The sequence below is a fragment of the Leptospira fainei serovar Hurstbridge str. BUT 6 genome, assembly GCF_000306235.2.
In the GTDB taxonomy this organism is placed as follows: Bacteria; Spirochaetota; Leptospiria; order Leptospirales; family Leptospiraceae; genus Leptospira_B; species Leptospira_B fainei.
This window is the reverse complement of record NZ_AKWZ02000010.1, coordinates 967,886-983,511: the sequence shown is the minus strand read 5'-3', so window position 1 is coordinate 983,511 and position 15,626 is coordinate 967,886. Positions and strand designations below refer to the sequence as shown.

Genomic DNA, 15,626 nt, shown 5'->3' with positions numbered 1-15,626 from the left:
GCTTCGGAGCTTTCAGGGACGTTTTTTGTTTTTCGTTTGATAAGATAGTTAGTATAGCTAGAATAAACCATTCGAACTCTGCGTTTTGCCGTGTAGAAGTCGAGTCGGCTAAAAAATGGAATTATTAACAATCCTCAAAGAAGATCTTCTACTTAACTATTACTCATTCGGAAGTCTTTTAGCCTTTCTTACCGTATTTCTCGCTTCCCTATTCTTTCTATTCTTAAAAGGACGTTCTTCAAGCACTAGGCATCTTGCTTTGGGAGCGTTATTTCTCTCTTTCTTATGGCTCGGTTATTTCATTGCGGCGATCGTTTATCATCCATTAGCCGCATATCATAGATGGATGACGGTGGGGTTCATTTTACCTGCCATTTTGCATTTAGGCCAGTTTCTAGCTAGATATCCTCAAGATACACATCCGAAAGTGTCCAGGGGATTAGTAATCGGAATGTATATCGTTGCGGTAATCGCTTCGATCGCATTCTTTTACGTAACTTGGAACGCCCCCAAAAAGTATCATTTTACCGCCCATCACTGGGACTTTAATGCCGAAAAAGTATCTAGAACCATCGCTTTGATCATCGGAGCTTTCGTACTAATATCCTTTTTAGTTATACCGATTTGGAGGATGATCGTAACGAAAGGGAGAGTCAGGTTTGCAATAGCGGCTTTCATGGTCTCGATGTTGGTCGGCGGTGTTATTCCGGCATTAACGAACATAATGAGTCGGGACGGAGTAATCGAACGATCGACCTTTCTGACCTCTATGGTCCTTCTCATTACTCTTTCGATATTTTTAATACTAGTAATCTTCCTGAATTTCAGCGAAGAAAAAACGACATTTATGATCAAGATTGTCGGGATCACGTTCGTAACAGTGATGTTGATAATGCAAGCCTTGGTCTTCATATCCAACCAAGATAAAGAGACCGAATACGATACCAAGAGTGTCGTAAATATGGAACGAATCTTGGAAGGCGGTCATCAAGTCCCGGGAATGGAATACGTCGTCCAATGGGAAGGCTCGGACAAACCCGTAGATTACTCACGATACAATCAAGCGTTCGACCTTAGACTTTCACAATTGGAGACGGACTTTAAGAATACCGAGCTCTTTGAAAGGATTAAAGTTTTACCCGAAGAGGGTTTTCGAAAGAAACTTGAAATAAACTTGGTGGGAACTCACGAATATTTTCAAGGATACAAAAATTCCATCACGGATTTTCTGAAAAGAAGTCCCGGTTTAGACGGGAAGGAGTTAAAAGAAGGGCTCTTTAAATATCTGATCGGACTCAATAGAAACGTATTCGTCGCTTCCAACAAACTGGATTATATCTTTCCGATAGATTTTTGTTCGGAGGGAAAAAGTTATTTTAAAGGATCCGCTTCCGACGTATCTTATTTCCGAGATTATATTCTTTCTAAGTGGAAAGATTGCTCATTGGGGGGCAATGACCTATTACCCGGTGAATTAAAGTCCGAAGTGCTTTTGTATCTACGGCCGTTTCAGCCGGCTTTAAGCAGGCATTATCGTAAAAGTTTAGACGAACACCAACATTTTGTAGCCTACATTCATTACGATGCGGAAAAGGATTTAACCAGCGAACTCGGTTATTCCTATCGCGGTTATCGGGAATTCATGCATCCAACCTCCATGAAGCAAACGATCATTCTAGGAATCGTTTTAGTCGTTATTCTATTCGTGTTTCCGCTATTCTTTAGACAGAGCTTAGTGGCCCCTTTGAATCGCTTATTGAGCGGGGGCGAAAAGGTAAATCTAGGAAGTCTTGACGTTCAGGTTCCGGTGGAAGTCAAGGATGAGATAGGCTTTCTATCGGATTCGTTTAATAGTATGGTTAGTTCGATTCGACAGGCTCGAGGCGAACTCCAGGATTATGCCGAACATCTTGCGGATAAAGTTCGAGAAAGAACTAGAGAACTTTCGGAAAAGATGGAAGAGTTGCAAAGACTTAAAGTCCAGCAGGATGGAGATTACTTTCTAACTTCTCTTCTCGCAAAACCTCTATTTTACAACGCGAATAAATCGACGAAAGTTAAGACTGAATTCATTTTGCATCAGAAGAAACAATTCGAGTTTAAAGGAAAGCGGGCCGATCTTGGCGGAGATATTTGCGTTACCGGTAATTTGCGACTCGGTAAGGAAAATAATTTCAAACGATATACCTTTGCGATGAACGGCGACGCCATGGGAAAATCCATGCAGGGGGCCGGAGGGTCTCTGGTTATGGGGGTCGTAATTAACTCGATATTGGCTCGTTCAGCGGCAAACGACAGAGTATTAGATACTACTCCGGAAGGATGGTTGACGGATACCTATCGCGAGATGCAATCCGTATTCAAATCCTTTAACGGGTCGATGGTAATATCGGGAACTTTCCTTCTGATCGAAGAAGATACCGGTAGAGTTTGGTATTTTAACGCCGAGCACCCTTTCTCAGTTCTCTATCGCGACGGCAGAGCGGGATTCGTGGAAAGCGGTCTTACATTGCGAAAAATCGGTCTAGATTCCGAATACGAATTCAAAGTTTTGACGACAAATCTTGTCCCGGGAGATGTTCTTATCGTCGGTTCCGACGGTAAGGATGATTTAGATTTAACTCCTGAAAAGGAAGTCAGAACGATTAATGAAGACGAAATGCTGTTTCTCCAGTTCGTCGAAAAAGGCGAGGGTGACCTCGTTCGAATCGAAGAAGAGATTCGCGGTTTTGGAGAATTGACGGACGATCTTTCCTTATTGAAGATAGAATACTTGCCCGCCGGTGATGAATCGGAAGAAAAGGAAGAGGATTCTTATGTCGGAACCGAAGATTGGAAGTCTGCATATAAGAATGCCAAAAAGAATTATCAAGAAGGCAGAGTAGAAGAGGCCGTAAGATCTCTTGATGCACTTTATAAGGCCGATCCCGCCAATACGAAAGTAACAAAATTGCTCGGATTACTGAGTTTCAAAGGAAAGAATTACGCAAAAGCCGTCGAAGTTCTTAACCAGTATCTCGGTTCAGACCCCGATTTGATCGAATATTGGTATTACCTATCCCTTGCAAATCGCAGAATCGGACATCTGGACGAAGCGATTGCAGCCGCTAAGAAGATGGAAGAACTCCAGCCGGAGAATAGCAGCAATTTAGTAAATTTATCGGATCTTTATCGTCAGACGGAACAGTTTGAACTCGCTATGGATTACGCCCGAAAAGCGCTCGATAGAGACCCTGAAAATGAAAACGCGGTAAAACTTATTCGATTAATTGAACGGGATCGTTCGGAAAGTTAATACTTTCCGTTTTCGAAATCCTTGTACAACATCGAAGTTTGAATTCCTTTGTTTCCTTGGTATTTTCCGGACTTGTATTCCGTTATCTCGCCTTCTACCGTATGATAAAAGATTTGGCAGATTTCCACATTAGGATAAATAATCAGAGGTTGGATTACAGAGATCTCGAGAGTCCAAAAACCTTTAAAGCCGACATCGCCGAATCCGGCCGTTACGTGCACGTACATTCCTAATCTGCCGATCGAAGAGCGGCCTTCCAGCATAGGGACGAGATTGTGAGTTTCGGTGTATTCCACCGTTCTACCGAGATAGAGAACACCCGGCTTTAACTCCAGACCCGATTCGGAGATAACTAATTTTTCCGCATCGTTAGGCTTCTTCATGTCCAAGGGAAGATGAGTATATTGCAATAGTTCGTTGTATAATCTTAAGTTGTAAGAATTTGGATTTAGCCGATCCTCGGAATAGGGATCGATTACGATATCCGATCCGATACGTTTTTTTATTTCCTTGCCTGTTAAGATCATCTCGAGCTCGCTTTAAACGATTTATGGCCAATATTAGGAATCGGTTAGTTACCAGCCTCAATTTTTTGTTCGAATTATTTACCTTTAAATTGCGGTTTTCGTTTTTCTTTAAAGGCTAGGAGCGCTTCCTTTCGATCTTCGGTAGCTAACGTTTTGTTATAGTGCATTCTTTCGATTTTTAGGGCGTCTTCTATCTTCAATCCTTCCCCGTCTCGAATGGCGGCTTTTGCAAGACGTACTGCAACCGGTCCTTTCTCGGAGATCGTTGCGGCTAATACGTTTGCCTCCTCGTAAGCGGAAGTGCTTGCGATCAAGTTCGCGAGTCCGCAATCGAAAGCGGATTTTGAATCCAGGATCTTAGCGGTAAGAATCATTTCCATTGCCTTGGAAAAACCGATGCGACGAGGAAGTCGTTGCGTTCCGCCGGCTCCAGGGATAATTCCTAATCCTGTTTCGGTGAGACCTACTTTGACTCCTTCTTTCAGAAGAATAAAATCGCATGAAAGAGCCAACTCTAAGCCGCCTCCGAAAGCATCCCCGTCGAGCGCCGCGATCGTCGGAAATGGAAGTTTTTCGAGAAGTCGGAAACAACTTCCGACTGTGTCCAGGAACGAATGAACTTCTTCCTCGCTCATAGTCTCTCTTTCTTTGAGATCGGCACCTGCGCAAAAAACCGGCCCTTCGGCACGGATAATTAGAACTCGAATATTCGGTTCTTGCGCCGTTTTTTCAATAAGTGACATAAAAGATTGAAGAAGTTCCCGGGAGATCGCATTTCTTTTCTCGGGTCGATTTAAGGTTATGGTTGCTATATTTTCTCTGATAGAATAAAGAACGATTTGGCTCATTGGTTCAATCTCCGGAAAAATCTTGTTCCTAGTGGGACTCTTTCGTCCGATAATAGGGTAGGTTGCGGGATTTTTCCAATCCGGCAAGCAAAAGCCTACCGTGCTGACGGTTCTAGGATAGGGAATATGCAGACTCTCGGTAAAAACGTCCTAATCATATTTATTCTCATGATGGGGGTATCATACTGTCAGCAAACCAAGCATACTGATTTGGCATCTCAGCTTGGAATTGGTAATCCGGTTATAACGAGTATCGATCCGCCCTCAGGTTCACCGCCTATTTCTCCCTATTTACCGACTTTGATTACGATCACAGGGCGAGATTTCGGAACGGATATAACGCAATCAAGTGTAACTATAAATGGGGTAGCAACTCCTCTTCTTACCGCAACTCCAACGCAAATCACCGCTAACGTTCCGGCGGGCGCTTCTACCGGAATATTGTATGTAATGAAAAGTAGCGGTGTCGTTATTTGTGATCCTTTGAATCTAAATGGGGCTACAAACTGCTATGGTACTAAGTTTTACATCGATTGCTATAAACCGTACCAGAATCAATATGGGACCGAATTGGGAATTACTTATCCGACATCCAAGAAATTCCAGATTACCGGGCAAGTAGAAACTCACGCAGTTAGGATCGATCTTAATTTAACGGGACCGACGAACGTTAAGATCGGCTGTGATACGTACACGGCAGTAACCTACTTTTCTCCAACCTGTTCCCAAACGAATTTGGGGACGTTCTCAAATCCTTCTAGCTGGGTATATCAACCGATCATTAACTTTCCGACTTATTATACCGTTCAGATGTTCATAACGGCGGGAACTGGAACTTGCGATATTTCTTTCCAATAATGAACTAGTTTTGTCGGAAAAAGATTGGTTTTTTTCTAAAACAACGATAGTATAAAAAATGTGAGGGGAAAATGAATATAGTCTCTTCTATTAAACTCGGATTACCCGAAAAGAATATCCTAGATTCACGTAAGATTCCAAAGACGGAAGGGCTTGCCTTGAGCGAACCGTACGAAAATAAGCAAGCTAATACGATCGATCGCAAGGCGACAAGTTTGGATTATACCGGTGATATGTATAAAATTAAGGGTGCTTTCATCGATAAAGTCACTTAAACCCTAAATCGATTATGAGTAAAAAAAGCCCTCTAAAAAGAGGGCTTTTTTGTAACAGATTCGTTGAATCCGGGAAGCTAAACGATCAGCTTTCTTTGTAATTAATTTCTAAAATATTACCGGAAGGGTCTAGGAAATGGAGGAACTCACCGCCGTCTCTTGCTTCCGGTCCCCTTACGATTTGGACGGATTTGGATTCGAGTTCTACGATTGCTTCCGTAAAATCATCCACATCCAAAACAAAACTCAAAACGGGAGATTTGGCTTCGCTCAAAGCGCCCTTGGTACCATTGGTATGAAGCAATTTGATATTCACCGAATCCAAACCGATGATAGCAAATTCTCCGGTCCGTTCTTCGATGGTTTCAAAATCGAACAACTCGGAATAGAACTTCACGGAGTTATCGATGTCTCCAGTGGGTATTACGATATAGTCGATTCCTTCTACGATGATCATGGGTGCGGATCCCTATTTTCTTTTTTAGTCATTATGGGGGGAAAACCGAGCTTGTCTATCGGAAAACCGCAAGTTTACTCTGGTTTTTCAAACCCCCCTTTCGAGCGTTCGAGGTTTGGAGGAACCGGTACAAATATCCTTGAATTTATCGGTTTTTTAATAAATAAAGACCGATCTAATTCGGGACCATCCCGGATTCATAATTTTGTGCATAAGAGAAAGATTTTATTCCTGGATAAGATTTGAGAGGTTGTAACAAACCGCGTTTCATCGTTTGTACGTGAGACCGACTTACAAGCGAATTCGGGAAAAAAGCTCGAGACTTAACGATCTTACGTCGGTGAGCTTCACAGGTAATGAATGTTACTATCTATCCCTTCTTCGCTATATTATTGAAATTCCGAAAAACTCCCGGAGTTCTCGATTCTTATCGCTTACCTTCCAAAGAAATCCATCCAGCACATAATGGGTGAATTGCGGGAGAAAGAATAAAGGGACCAAGATAACTTCAAAGCCTTTTCCAAGCCCTTTTTTTATCAACGAGGCGTTTCCAAAAATTTCAGAATGATCTTTCCAAACAAAAGTATCCCAAAGCCACTCTTCGGAATATGCGAATAGCAGAAGGGTAGCGGCGAAAACGATAATTCCGGTCGCGGTATTTGCGAAAGCCTTATAAAAGAAAGATGAGAAATTCTTTCTCCGGTATTTTCCGTACAGGAACACCAAGGCCATGTACGGAATTCCGTGATTAACTACGTTCGTAATTGTAAAACTCAAATCGTCATTTAAGGCAATGATGCCTACGTACCAAACTAACCCGGTGTTAAGCAAAAATAGATTCTTGGGCCAGGAAATACTTCGAGTTTTTAAGAAAGTATAAATCAAAGATAATGAATAGACGGCGATCCAAGACCAATACAAATAAAGAATTGTATGCGCCAACATTGAATTTGGGACGGAATAAAAATCCCCTTCCATAAACCATTCGAAGTTACGTCCGTTAGGAGCGACGTGCCAATATAGGATGGGAAGTAGCGTGATCGCATATAAAGTGAATTTATCCCAACTAAAGGGAAACACCTTGCAGGAAAAGGGTTCTTTGCGGGAATACAAAGCTAGAAATCCATATTGCTGCCTAATGAAATGGAATACCGCCAAGTAAGCCATAGCTCTCCAAAAAATCAGTTTTCCAAACGAGTAGATAGTTAAAGCTAAAAGAAAGCAAAACAAAGGTGTCATTGACAGAAGAAACCTTCGTTCTTGCCATTGTTGACGGTCGAAATAAGCTCTAAATAGCGTGGAATAGACGTGGGAAACATCGAGCCCGGGAATTAAAATTAACCATAACCAAGGTGGAAGGGCCTGGCCGTCGGTCCGTGAAGATCCCGAGCTTAATACTGCCAAAGGCGATCCAGTCCAATCGGCAAGAATCGCTATAAGTACCGCTAAAATTCCGGGACCGATAATCCAAAGAAGATCTAATCTTGCTGAGAAGATCCATGAATTAGGAGTTTTCGAGTCGGCTTTCAACTTTCCTTACCTAGGCGGAGCTTAACTTTTTTGAACGCTTCGTGCCCGCGAAACAATGCCTCTTCAAAGATTGAAAGACCGCTTAGATCAGAGTGCGCAAAATGCAATCCATCTTGCGAGGTTGCTAATTTTTCCCGAATACCACTCCAGAGAAATCCGGGAATTGGGCGAATCATTGCGTGAGCGTGCGTCATAATATCCAATTTCGAGACGAGTGATTCTATATTCGGGTGCGGCTTTTTCAAATCCAGCAGGATTTGATCTTTCCAATCTTTCCACGTTCTTTCGAACATGAGTCGACGAGATGCGAAAGTATCTTTTCCTCCGAACGCTTGATAATATGTAAGCACGGACTGAGGTCTTTGGGCTCTAAGGTCTTGATGAGTGGATACTACGTATCCGAGTCCGGAGCCTCGATAAATAACATTCTCCCATGCAGGGGGATGACCTTTCCCTTCCGGGACTTCTTCAACGAAGAGATTCGCGACTAACCAAGGAGAATATTGTAATTCGTTCAGGAAAGAATCTCGTTCTCCTAAGATATATTTTCGCGTAAAGGAAGGAAGTGCATAAACGACCTGATCGGATGTGTAATTCGTAGTCGTTTGAGAGAGATTATCGTAAACGATGGTCTCCCATTTTTTCGACGATTTTCCGATCCTTTGGACTAATTGAGAAGTTCGAATTTGATCCTTTGACTTAGATCTTAATTTTTCCATCAGGAATCCGTTTCCCTCCGGCCAAGTTAGGACGCTCGGAAATTCTCCCTCGTCATGGGGACGCGAACAAAAATAATGAAGGCCTGCCCAAGCAGAGATGCTTTCCGAATTTCCCCCGTAATCGTCTCTTACACAGTAGTCCGCATACCAAAGAATTTCCGGAGAATGAATACCTTCCGATTTTAGATACGCTGCAAAGGGAATAGTATCTAATTTTAAGAATACAGGATCTCTAGAAGATAAGTCGATCGGAATCGTGAACGGTTTTCTTCCATCGCGTCCGATTCGGTTCTTCCAAAAAGTAAGTAGACGTTTAAATTTATATTCTTGTTCGTCGGGTTCGCCGGTTCGTCGCGGAAAAAGTCCTGCCTGCCATCTGCCTTGATAGAAAAGGCGTTCATCCGGATCGAAACAGAGCGAAGTTTCGGAATAAATCGGATCACCGTCGGAATCTTTTCCGATTACGAGCCCGATCTCCTCCAAAAATTTTCGAACTAGCACGGCTTCCTTACCCGGTTGAGGAAGGTAATGAGCGCCCCAAGGAAATTTGAATCCGGAACGTTCTTCATAACGAGAATTTCCCCCCGCTTCCTTTTCTAGATCTAGAATGAGAAAATCCTCGAACCCTATTTTTTTTAGATAATATCCAACAGCAAGGCCGGATATTCCTCCGCCCGCAATCAATACTTTGGTTTTAATTGAATCGCTCTTTGAACTCGTAACGGTGGATGAATCGCGAAGTTTATGACCTAGATTTTTATCCGGTCCTAAAATGGAGCCTTGAATCGGTTTTTTGCGAAACTTAAGAATTCCTGCGAGTCCGAGAAAACTAGCGCAGGCAACAAGCGTTGAAAGGAATACTTTTCTAGAAAAAAGATCGTTATTCATACCGAGCAATCGTATCTTATTTCAACGGACCGTCGGCGCAAGGAAAAGAAAGAATGTTTTCATATTCTCCTTGGCATTTGGCATTAAGAGGAAAAATTTCCCGTATGGCACTTCTCCTGGATTTGGATAATACTCTTTTTGATTCTGTTGCGATTTATGAAGCGACAATTAAACAATTGGAGAAGAGCGCGCGAGAATTCGGGTTTAAGAATTCTAATCAATTTCGACAATTCTATAATAATGCACGTTCCGAAACGAAGCGAGATTTGCCCAAGAGTCCGACTAACCAGCTAAGAATACTCTATTTTAAGAAAATGTCCGAATCGCTTTTCGGGCGGACTGACCCAGGATGGGTGCTTAAATTGGAAGCCGCATACTTTCGATATTTTCTGAACGGAATCAAAGAGTGGAAGCGCAAGCATAAGAAAGACTTTGATAGAATTCTCCGCCTCTTGATTGATATTGCGGAAAATCGAGATATAGTTCTTCTAACGAATGAAAATTTGAGAACGCAGCTCCTAAAATTAACGGTTCTATTTCCCAAACCGTTTCCGTACAAACTTATGACTTCTCAAGAAGCGGGAGCTGAAAAGCCAGCTCGTATCATTTTCGAAAAAGCTATGGAATTCGATTCCGGAAAAGATCAAGCTACATACATGATCGGCGATTCGTTTGAGGGAGATATCGAGGGGGCGCTTATGTTCGGAATAAATGCAATCTATGTACATTCAATTCTACAAAACAAAAAAGCCGGACATATCATAATAGAGAAAAAGATTCATAGACTAGGAGATTATTGGGAATCTCCTAGCCTGGAAGCGGGATTGAATTTTATATTAAGTCTTGATGGCGGCCGCGTCGTTACTCAATGAATCGCTTATTTTTCCGGAGTAGCGCAAATAAAGTGAGGTTTATATTCACTTTTCGAAACGTTATATGCCAAATCAAAAGCGTAAAAAAATAAAACATTTTCTTTAGCGGCGCACCCATCTTGGACGTAAGCCCCGATATTGACGCTATCGGTTTCAGCATCGTAAACTCTATGGAGGAGAACCTGCATTGATTGGCGAGTAATTTCAAGGTTCTTTCCGAGTAATTATTTATATGGTCTTTCACCTCAAGGTAATGGTTGTCGGGTTGCATTCCGAAAAAAAGAACTTTCAGTTCGGCTTTAAATAGCTGAACGGGGAAATTGGGCGTTTGCAAAAACAGGAATCCGTTCGGCTTTAATAATTTATATAAATACTGGATCAGACTTTGAGGCTTAGGAATATGTTCTATCACGTCCCAAAGGGTAATAATATCGAAACTTGCTTCCGGGAGATTGCTAAGTTGAACGATACCGGAATGAACGTCCTTTAAATTGTTCCTATTTTTCGCATACTCGATCGCCTTTTCCGAAATATCATAACCGACGGTTTCCCATCCGGATCTATTTGCATTGACCGCTTTAATAAAGAAGCCTAGGCCGCACCCGACATCTAAAATTCTCCCTTGTGCCGGAAACAAATATTTATTTATAAAGTCTTTATAAATTTCCCGGTGGGCCAAATCCCACCAACCTAGATCATAACCGATCTCTTCTCCCCAATATGATTCATAGTGCTCATCTTGTTTGTAGGTAGAAAATACGTGTCCACAATTCGAACAACGGACAATGGGGATACCTTTCTCGATAAAGAGAATAACGTGTTTTTCATCTCCACACAGATAACAAGCGTGATTCATCGGCTGTATCATTTTAGTTTGCGTAAGTGTCCGGTTTTAACTCTTATATTTCAGTGAAAAACGCATGGCTACTTTAGCTTTTTCGATTTTCTTGTCGAGTAACAAAACCAAGCATGGATATATCGAACATATTATGAGAGGCATTTTTCTTGGCAAAAGTTCAGTTCACAAAAATGGAAGGGATCGGAAATGATTACATTTATATCGATGCCACTTATAATAAACTATTATTGAACTCGGAGCAAATTCAAAAACTCTCGGATCGAAATTTCGGGATCGGGGGCGATGGCGTTATTTTCATTCGTAGTTCGGTAAAAGGCGATTTCCAGATGGATATGTATAACGCTGACGGTTCTTCGTCCGAAATGTGCGGAAACGGAATACGTTGCGTGGCTAAATACGTATATGATCACGGTTTAACTTCCAAAAAAAATCCTGTTATTGAGACCGGAGCCGGGTTATTGGAAGTCGATTTAACGGTTGATCAAAATAATAAAGTGGAATTGGTTTCCGTCGATATGGGCAAGCCGATTCTTACTCCGGCTCAAATTCCGATAAAGTGGAAGAATGAGAATCCCATACTCGATCAAAATCTTGATATCGCCGGGCAAACTTTAAAATTTACAGCAGTCAGCATGGGAAATCCACATTGCGTAATTTTTGTCGACGATCCGGATGCGTTTCCTGTGAGAGAAATCGGCCCGTTAATTGAAAACAAAACCGAACTTTTTCCAAGAAAAGTGAACGTCGAGTTTGTGAGTCTCCGAGGAAAGGATCATTTATATCAAAGGACTTGGGAAAGAGGCGCGGGAGAAACTCTCGCTTGCGGGACCGGAGCTTGCGCCGTTATGACTGCGGCTCATTTAACAGGAAGAGCGGGAAAGGACGTCCGAATCGACTTAAGAGGGGGAAGCCTCAGAATTCAATGGCTTGAAACGGGGCACGTACTGATGACAGGGCCGGCAAAGGAAGTATTTACGGGAACGGTCGAGATTTAGGCTTCCGCGTACTGGCCTTCCATCAACATCAACATTCTATTACGGACTTCGTCGGATAATCGTTTCAAATTCTCGTCCAACGTCCCGGCAAGATAAGGAGTATGGTCGATTTTTTCTCCATACACTACTTTAACTTTCTTATAAATTGCACGCTTCTTGATTTCGCAGACGTCTTTCGGCATGCCCATAAAGCTACGCACAATCGGAGGAATCGGTATATCGGAATAGCTTTCTTCTATCGGTATGATCACACAAGGAAGGATATCGACTTTATTACGAATCGAGAATGCCGCAAAACCTTCATGAAAATCTATCATCGGTTTCTTGAAATCATTCCGAACCATATAATCATGACCTTCCGGAAAAATTCCTAAAACGTCTCCTCGCTTAAACACCTGTTGAATCATTTTAATGGAAGCGAGAGAAATTTTTCCATCGACCGACATAGGAATTCCCCCCGCTATCTTAGCGAGATCCTTAAAGATCGGTATTCTGAAAGTGTATTCGGCGGCGACCCAAGAAATAAACCTCGGGAACGTGTAAGAAAGAATGAACGGATCCATATCCGAGCGATGATTACAGACTAAAATTAACTTTCCATTAGAAACAATGTTTTCCGTCCCGTAAGCGGTGATATTAACCGCTAACCCGATGAACGGTGCGACGAAATTTCTAATTGTAAGATAAGCTTTTGCCTCTTTTTCCACTTTTCGGATTCCTTATTTGAAAGACTAGTCTCCCAAAAATACGCTCCACCATTTCTTGTCCGAATCATTCGGATTTTGAATGCCGGATTGAGAGTCGTTTTGTTTATTTTCCCCTAACTGAGGTCTTCCTGACTCCCGATGCTTTCTCCGAGGTTGTATTGAGGCGAGATTTCTCTTCATCTCCTCATACTCCTTCTGAGCTCCGGCATTGGAGCGAATATAATTTCGAATCTCAGCCCATTCAGGGTCGTGTTCGTTGCCGTAAACGGCGTAGTTCATCAGATCAATTTGATCGAACTCAGGCATAACTTTCCTTTCCATCAACGGGAATAGAAGCGGGCTTCGGTTTTCAGCATCGCTTCCACCCGAACCTTTCGCATGTTTGCCCAGGAAAATACTATGGCAACAGTTTTAGTAAATTTCAAATCGCTTTTTCCGATTCGATGCGGGAAAAATCTCGCGGCTCGCACTGAATTTGGGACCTTGATTTTCCGACTCTATAAAACATGGAGAGAGAAAATCTCCCCCGGTTTAACGGACATAATACGTTGGAACCGGAAGATAAAAAAAATAATAGTACGGCGAAGAACGACACTCGAATCATTCCTTTCCCGACCCTTCCCGGTCGGAATTTAAGAAAGATCCGTGAATTGTACGAAATTCTCTTCGATTCGAACGAAAGGCGTTAGTTTGAAAAAGACTAAATTCTTTCCGGCCAGGTTATGCCCGGACTTTTCTTCGGGCGTTTTTAAAATAGATTCCTGAGAAATTCTAAATACTCAATTTTTTTGGGATCGGATGGCGATGGGGACCAAGTCGCAAATTCCTTATCCGTTTCCGGATCGTACGGTCCCGATTTTCCTTCAAAACAGATACAATTTTCGGAAAGGCAAACGATCGAATGATAGACGCCGGGTTGAATGTCTATGCCGAAAACGGGGCCGTCGGAATTCAAGACGTGCTTTTCCTGAATGGAGCCGTCATCATTAAAGAGAATGAAACCTAGCCTTCCTCGTAAGACTAGAAAGGTTTCGGGCTTAGGCGGATTTTTGTGTCGATGCACTTGAACGTAGGTTTCTCTCGTGAGAACGTTTAGGAAGCGTTGGTACGGTTCGGAAAGGTCGTGAAAATTATGATTCACTCTGCCTCGAGGTGAATTGGAAGCGTCGTGAATGAGTTTCTGGAATAGCTCCTCGTTGATGAGTTGTCTATTGAACTGATGCAAGTTGCAGCTTATCTTCGCAATAGGCGATCAGGTATTCTTTACAAGCAGTGCAAGTTTCTGCGGCTCCGCAGGCTTTAACTACGTCGCGGTAATCCTTTCTTTCGGAGATAGCCGTTTGAACGATTGCCTCAAACTTAACTTGGGCGCAATGACACTTTTCCATCTATTGAATCTCGATCCTAACTAATACTATCGTTTTTGAGACTCAGTATAGATGTCAAGTTTTACCGAAAGAAAAACGGAGAATTTAGATCAATATTGCAGTAATTATGTCACTTATTCAGGTTTAGGGTTCTATAACGGGGTCGCAGATATTTAAGCAGGTAAACTTTTAAAGGGGAGTTCGAGAAGAAATTGAACAGAAAGATTTTTTCCTGATCAAAGGAAGGAAAAAGTGGCGCGCCCTGAAGGATTCGAACCTCCGACCCTTTGATCCGTAGTCAAATACTCTATCCATCTGAGCTAAGGGCGCGGATGCAGCTAGAAAAGCTTTTGCTCCAAGAGAGCCAAATGCTCTGCCGGGAGTTTCGGAACCAGTTTTTTTCCCTTGGAGTAATTGTATAGCAAGAAAACGGAAAGGCCGATGTAGACACAGATACCGGCTAAGTGAGAAATATTTCCCAACCAAGATCCTGCCCAAGGAATCCAAGAAAGAACCCAGGATAGAAATACGAATCCGATAAAATACAGAGTGTTTAAAAAGGAAAGTTTTGAATGACGCAACACTTCCGCTTGCTTCGAGTAAAATGTAAAACCGATTAGCCAGTTTCCGAACAAAGGTAGAGTTACTAAATAAACTCTAAAGGTTTCGGAGTTTAGGAACTCCTTGGCCTGATTCAGGTAAGGCTTGGAAAGTACAAGGAGCTTAGCCTTGAGTTCCGCGAATTTTTCCGAGTATCTTTCGAACTTCATTCTCTATTTCCGGGAAGAAAGGTAGTACGTAATTTTTACCTTGGTAGGCTTGTATTGCGCCGATTAAACTGTAAATCGTAAGTAAGGACCATGCGACGTAACTCAAGAAATCGGTAACGATTGGATTCGCTTTAATTAATTTTAAGATAGAACTCAAAATCGGAAATTCCCGTAAAAACCAAACTACTAAATACAAAAATACGAAGCCTGAATTTAGCTTCATCGCTTGCACCGCGTGAAACCGGCAAATTTCCTGATGCTTTCTAAAAAACCAGGATAAAGTCCATCCGAAGAACGGTATGTAAGAAATTGCCGCGAAAGAATTTGGATATTCGTCCCCTTGCAAGAGGCGTTTTAAATCTTCCAGGAATTCCCGGGTATTGAATCTCTGGGAGGACATCTATGCATTTACCTAGAAGACTAAAAGGAAAGGATGGAACATTCGGAGACGCAGGGATTCGAACCCTGGGTACAGGTTACCCCATACGACAGTTTAGCAAACTGCTCCTTTCGACCGCTCAGGCACATCTCCATTCGTTCCGATCCGGAGAAGGTAGGATTCGAACCCACGGTGAGTTTCCCCACGACGGTTTTCAAGACCGCTGCCTTAAACCACTCGGCCACTTCTCCGGTTAAGGAATACTTTACTGACAAGAAGG

The 15,626-nt window shown here is 42.4% G+C and carries 17 protein-coding genes and 3 tRNA genes; 5 read left to right on the top strand and 15 right to left on the bottom strand.

All coding sequences use genetic code 11. The features are described 5' to 3' along the window. Positions 1-115: 115 nt before the first annotated feature. Positions 116-3,295: a SpoIIE family protein phosphatase gene (locus tag LEP1GSC058_RS13800; protein WP_016550244.1), complete on the top strand. Its 3,180-nt coding sequence runs from the start codon at positions 116-118 to the stop codon at positions 3,293-3,295. Here LEP1GSC058_RS13800 and dcd read toward each other — a convergent pair. Further along, the gene (gene dcd, locus LEP1GSC058_RS13795; protein WP_016550908.1) at positions 3,292-3,822 is read right to left on the bottom strand and encodes a dCTP deaminase; all 531 of its coding nucleotides are present in this window, start codon (positions 3,820-3,822) and stop codon (positions 3,292-3,294) included. The genes LEP1GSC058_RS13800 and dcd overlap by 4 nt on opposite strands. A gap of 74 nt (positions 3,823-3,896) precedes the next feature. Further along, complete coding sequence (locus LEP1GSC058_RS13790) at positions 3,897-4,670, bottom strand: enoyl-CoA hydratase-related protein (RefSeq protein ID WP_016549667.1); 774 nt, start codon at positions 4,668-4,670, stop codon at positions 3,897-3,899. Positions 4,671-4,796: 126 nt separating this feature from the next. Between LEP1GSC058_RS13790 and LEP1GSC058_RS13785 the strand changes: the two genes are divergently transcribed. Together LEP1GSC058_RS13785 and LEP1GSC058_RS13780 are read left to right on the top strand one after the other, a co-directional pair. Then, positions 4,797-5,528 carry an LIC10067 family putative lipoprotein gene (locus LEP1GSC058_RS13785; protein ID WP_016550446.1) on the top strand — a complete coding sequence of 244 codons (732 nt, stop codon included), beginning with the start codon at positions 4,797-4,799 and terminating at the stop codon, positions 5,526-5,528. 71 nt (positions 5,529-5,599) lie between these two features. Continuing rightward, positions 5,600-5,803 carry a hypothetical protein gene (locus LEP1GSC058_RS13780; protein WP_016549893.1) on the top strand — a complete coding sequence of 68 codons (204 nt, stop codon included), beginning with the start codon at positions 5,600-5,602 and terminating at the stop codon, positions 5,801-5,803. Positions 5,804-5,888: 85 nt separating this feature from the next. Here LEP1GSC058_RS13780 and LEP1GSC058_RS13775 read toward each other — a convergent pair whose 3' ends face one another. From LEP1GSC058_RS13775 to LEP1GSC058_RS13760, 3 genes are all read right to left on the bottom strand, one after another. Continuing rightward, a complete protein-coding gene (locus tag LEP1GSC058_RS13775; RefSeq protein WP_016550643.1) occupies positions 5,889-6,260 on the bottom strand; it encodes a VOC family protein in 372 nt (123 codons plus the stop codon). Between the two features lie 384 nt (positions 6,261-6,644). Then, positions 6,645-7,790: a hypothetical protein gene (locus LEP1GSC058_RS13765; protein ID WP_016551057.1), complete on the bottom strand. Its 1,146-nt coding sequence runs from the start codon at positions 7,788-7,790 to the stop codon at positions 6,645-6,647. Continuing rightward, positions 7,787-9,397: an NAD(P)-binding protein gene (locus LEP1GSC058_RS13760; protein ID WP_016549588.1), complete on the bottom strand. Its 1,611-nt coding sequence runs from the start codon at positions 9,395-9,397 to the stop codon at positions 7,787-7,789. Before LEP1GSC058_RS13760 ends, LEP1GSC058_RS13765 begins: the two co-directional genes overlap by 4 nt. A gap of 53 nt (positions 9,398-9,450) precedes the next feature. Here LEP1GSC058_RS13760 and LEP1GSC058_RS13755 point away from each other — a divergent pair, with 53 nt between their 5' ends. Further along, positions 9,451-10,269, top strand: a complete 819-nt coding sequence (locus tag LEP1GSC058_RS13755; RefSeq protein ID WP_016549321.1) for an HAD family hydrolase — start codon at positions 9,451-9,453, stop codon at positions 10,267-10,269. On the opposite strand, the gene LEP1GSC058_RS13750 is transcribed toward LEP1GSC058_RS13755, so the two are convergent. Next, positions 10,259-11,125, bottom strand: coding sequence for a class I SAM-dependent methyltransferase (locus LEP1GSC058_RS13750; RefSeq protein WP_039948657.1), 867 nt, complete (start codon positions 11,123-11,125; stop codon positions 10,259-10,261). The genes LEP1GSC058_RS13755 and LEP1GSC058_RS13750 overlap by 11 nt on opposite strands. Positions 11,126-11,274: 149 nt before the next feature. On the opposite strand from LEP1GSC058_RS13750, the gene dapF reads away from it, so the two are divergent. After that, positions 11,275-12,123, top strand: coding sequence for a diaminopimelate epimerase (gene dapF / locus LEP1GSC058_RS13745; protein ID WP_016550961.1), 849 nt, complete (start codon positions 11,275-11,277; stop codon positions 12,121-12,123). On the opposite strand, the gene LEP1GSC058_RS13740 is transcribed toward dapF, so the two are convergent. The 9 genes from LEP1GSC058_RS13740 to LEP1GSC058_RS13695 form a co-directional block, all read right to left on the bottom strand. Then, positions 12,120-12,830 (bottom strand): lysophospholipid acyltransferase family protein, encoded by a 711-nt coding sequence (locus LEP1GSC058_RS13740; RefSeq protein WP_016550035.1) that lies wholly within the window; start codon positions 12,828-12,830, stop codon positions 12,120-12,122. The two genes, dapF and LEP1GSC058_RS13740, sit on opposite strands and share 4 nt — an antisense overlap. Positions 12,831-12,854: 24 nt before the next feature. Then, the gene (locus LEP1GSC058_RS13735) at positions 12,855-13,136 is read right to left on the bottom strand and encodes a hypothetical protein (RefSeq protein ID WP_016550056.1); all 282 of its coding nucleotides are present in this window, start codon (positions 13,134-13,136) and stop codon (positions 12,855-12,857) included. Between the two features lie 442 nt (positions 13,137-13,578). Next, the gene (locus LEP1GSC058_RS13725) at positions 13,579-14,055 is read right to left on the bottom strand and encodes a WbuC family cupin fold metalloprotein (RefSeq protein ID WP_016549585.1); all 477 of its coding nucleotides are present in this window, start codon (positions 14,053-14,055) and stop codon (positions 13,579-13,581) included. Next, on the bottom strand, positions 14,039-14,218 hold the full coding sequence (locus LEP1GSC058_RS13720; RefSeq protein WP_016550672.1) for a hypothetical protein: 180 nt from the start codon (positions 14,216-14,218) through the stop codon (positions 14,039-14,041). The genes LEP1GSC058_RS13725 and LEP1GSC058_RS13720 overlap by 17 nt, the downstream gene beginning before the upstream one ends. A 232-nt stretch (positions 14,219-14,450) precedes the next feature. After that, positions 14,451-14,527: transfer RNA gene (locus tag LEP1GSC058_RS13715), tRNA-Arg, on the bottom strand. An 8-nt stretch (positions 14,528-14,535) separates the two neighbouring features. Next, positions 14,536-14,967, bottom strand: a complete 432-nt coding sequence (locus LEP1GSC058_RS13710; RefSeq protein WP_016549838.1) for a hypothetical protein — start codon at positions 14,965-14,967, stop codon at positions 14,536-14,538. Then, entirely contained in the window at positions 14,921-15,367 is a 447-nt protein-coding gene (locus LEP1GSC058_RS13705) for a Tic20-like protein (protein ID WP_016550912.1), read from the bottom strand. The genes LEP1GSC058_RS13710 and LEP1GSC058_RS13705 overlap by 47 nt, the downstream gene beginning before the upstream one ends. Positions 15,368-15,410: 43 nt before the next feature. Continuing rightward, positions 15,411-15,499 (bottom strand) — tRNA-Ser (locus LEP1GSC058_RS13700). A gap of 13 nt (positions 15,500-15,512) precedes the next feature. Beyond that, a tRNA-Ser gene (locus LEP1GSC058_RS13695) sits at positions 15,513-15,597 on the bottom strand. Positions 15,598-15,626 lie beyond the last annotated feature (29 nt).

Excerpts from the sequence above, each read along its gene's own strand:
- LEP1GSC058_RS13760 (WP_016549588.1), bottom strand. The coding sequence starts at position 9,397 with ATGAATAACGATCTTTTTTCTAGAAAAGTATTCCTTTCAACGCTTGTT.
- LEP1GSC058_RS13785 (WP_016550446.1), top strand. The coding sequence starts at position 4,797 with ATGCAGACTCTCGGTAAAAACGTCCTAATCATATTTATTCTCATGATG.
- LEP1GSC058_RS13735 (WP_016550056.1), bottom strand. The coding sequence starts at position 13,136 with ATGCCTGAGTTCGATCAAATTGATCTGATGAACTACGCCGTTTACGGC.
- LEP1GSC058_RS13710 (WP_016549838.1), bottom strand. The coding sequence starts at position 14,967 with ATGAAGTTCGAAAGATACTCGGAAAAATTCGCGGAACTCAAGGCTAAG.
- LEP1GSC058_RS13775 (WP_016550643.1), bottom strand. The coding sequence starts at position 6,260 with ATGATCATCGTAGAAGGAATCGACTATATCGTAATACCCACTGGAGAC.
- LEP1GSC058_RS13800 (WP_016550244.1), top strand. The coding sequence starts at position 116 with ATGGAATTATTAACAATCCTCAAAGAAGATCTTCTACTTAACTATTAC.
- LEP1GSC058_RS13750 (WP_039948657.1), bottom strand. The coding sequence starts at position 11,125 with ATGAATCACGCTTGTTATCTGTGTGGAGATGAAAAACACGTTATTCTC.
- LEP1GSC058_RS13755 (WP_016549321.1), top strand. The coding sequence starts at position 9,451 with ATGTTTTCATATTCTCCTTGGCATTTGGCATTAAGAGGAAAAATTTCC.
- LEP1GSC058_RS13790 (WP_016549667.1), bottom strand. The coding sequence starts at position 4,670 with ATGAGCCAAATCGTTCTTTATTCTATCAGAGAAAATATAGCAACCATA.
- dcd (WP_016550908.1), bottom strand. The coding sequence starts at position 3,822 with ATGATCTTAACAGGCAAGGAAATAAAAAAACGTATCGGATCGGATATC.
- LEP1GSC058_RS13705 (WP_016550912.1), bottom strand. The coding sequence starts at position 15,367 with ATGTCCTCCCAGAGATTCAATACCCGGGAATTCCTGGAAGATTTAAAA.
- LEP1GSC058_RS13780 (WP_016549893.1), top strand. The coding sequence starts at position 5,600 with ATGAATATAGTCTCTTCTATTAAACTCGGATTACCCGAAAAGAATATC.
- LEP1GSC058_RS13720 (WP_016550672.1), bottom strand. The coding sequence starts at position 14,218 with ATGGAAAAGTGTCATTGCGCCCAAGTTAAGTTTGAGGCAATCGTTCAA.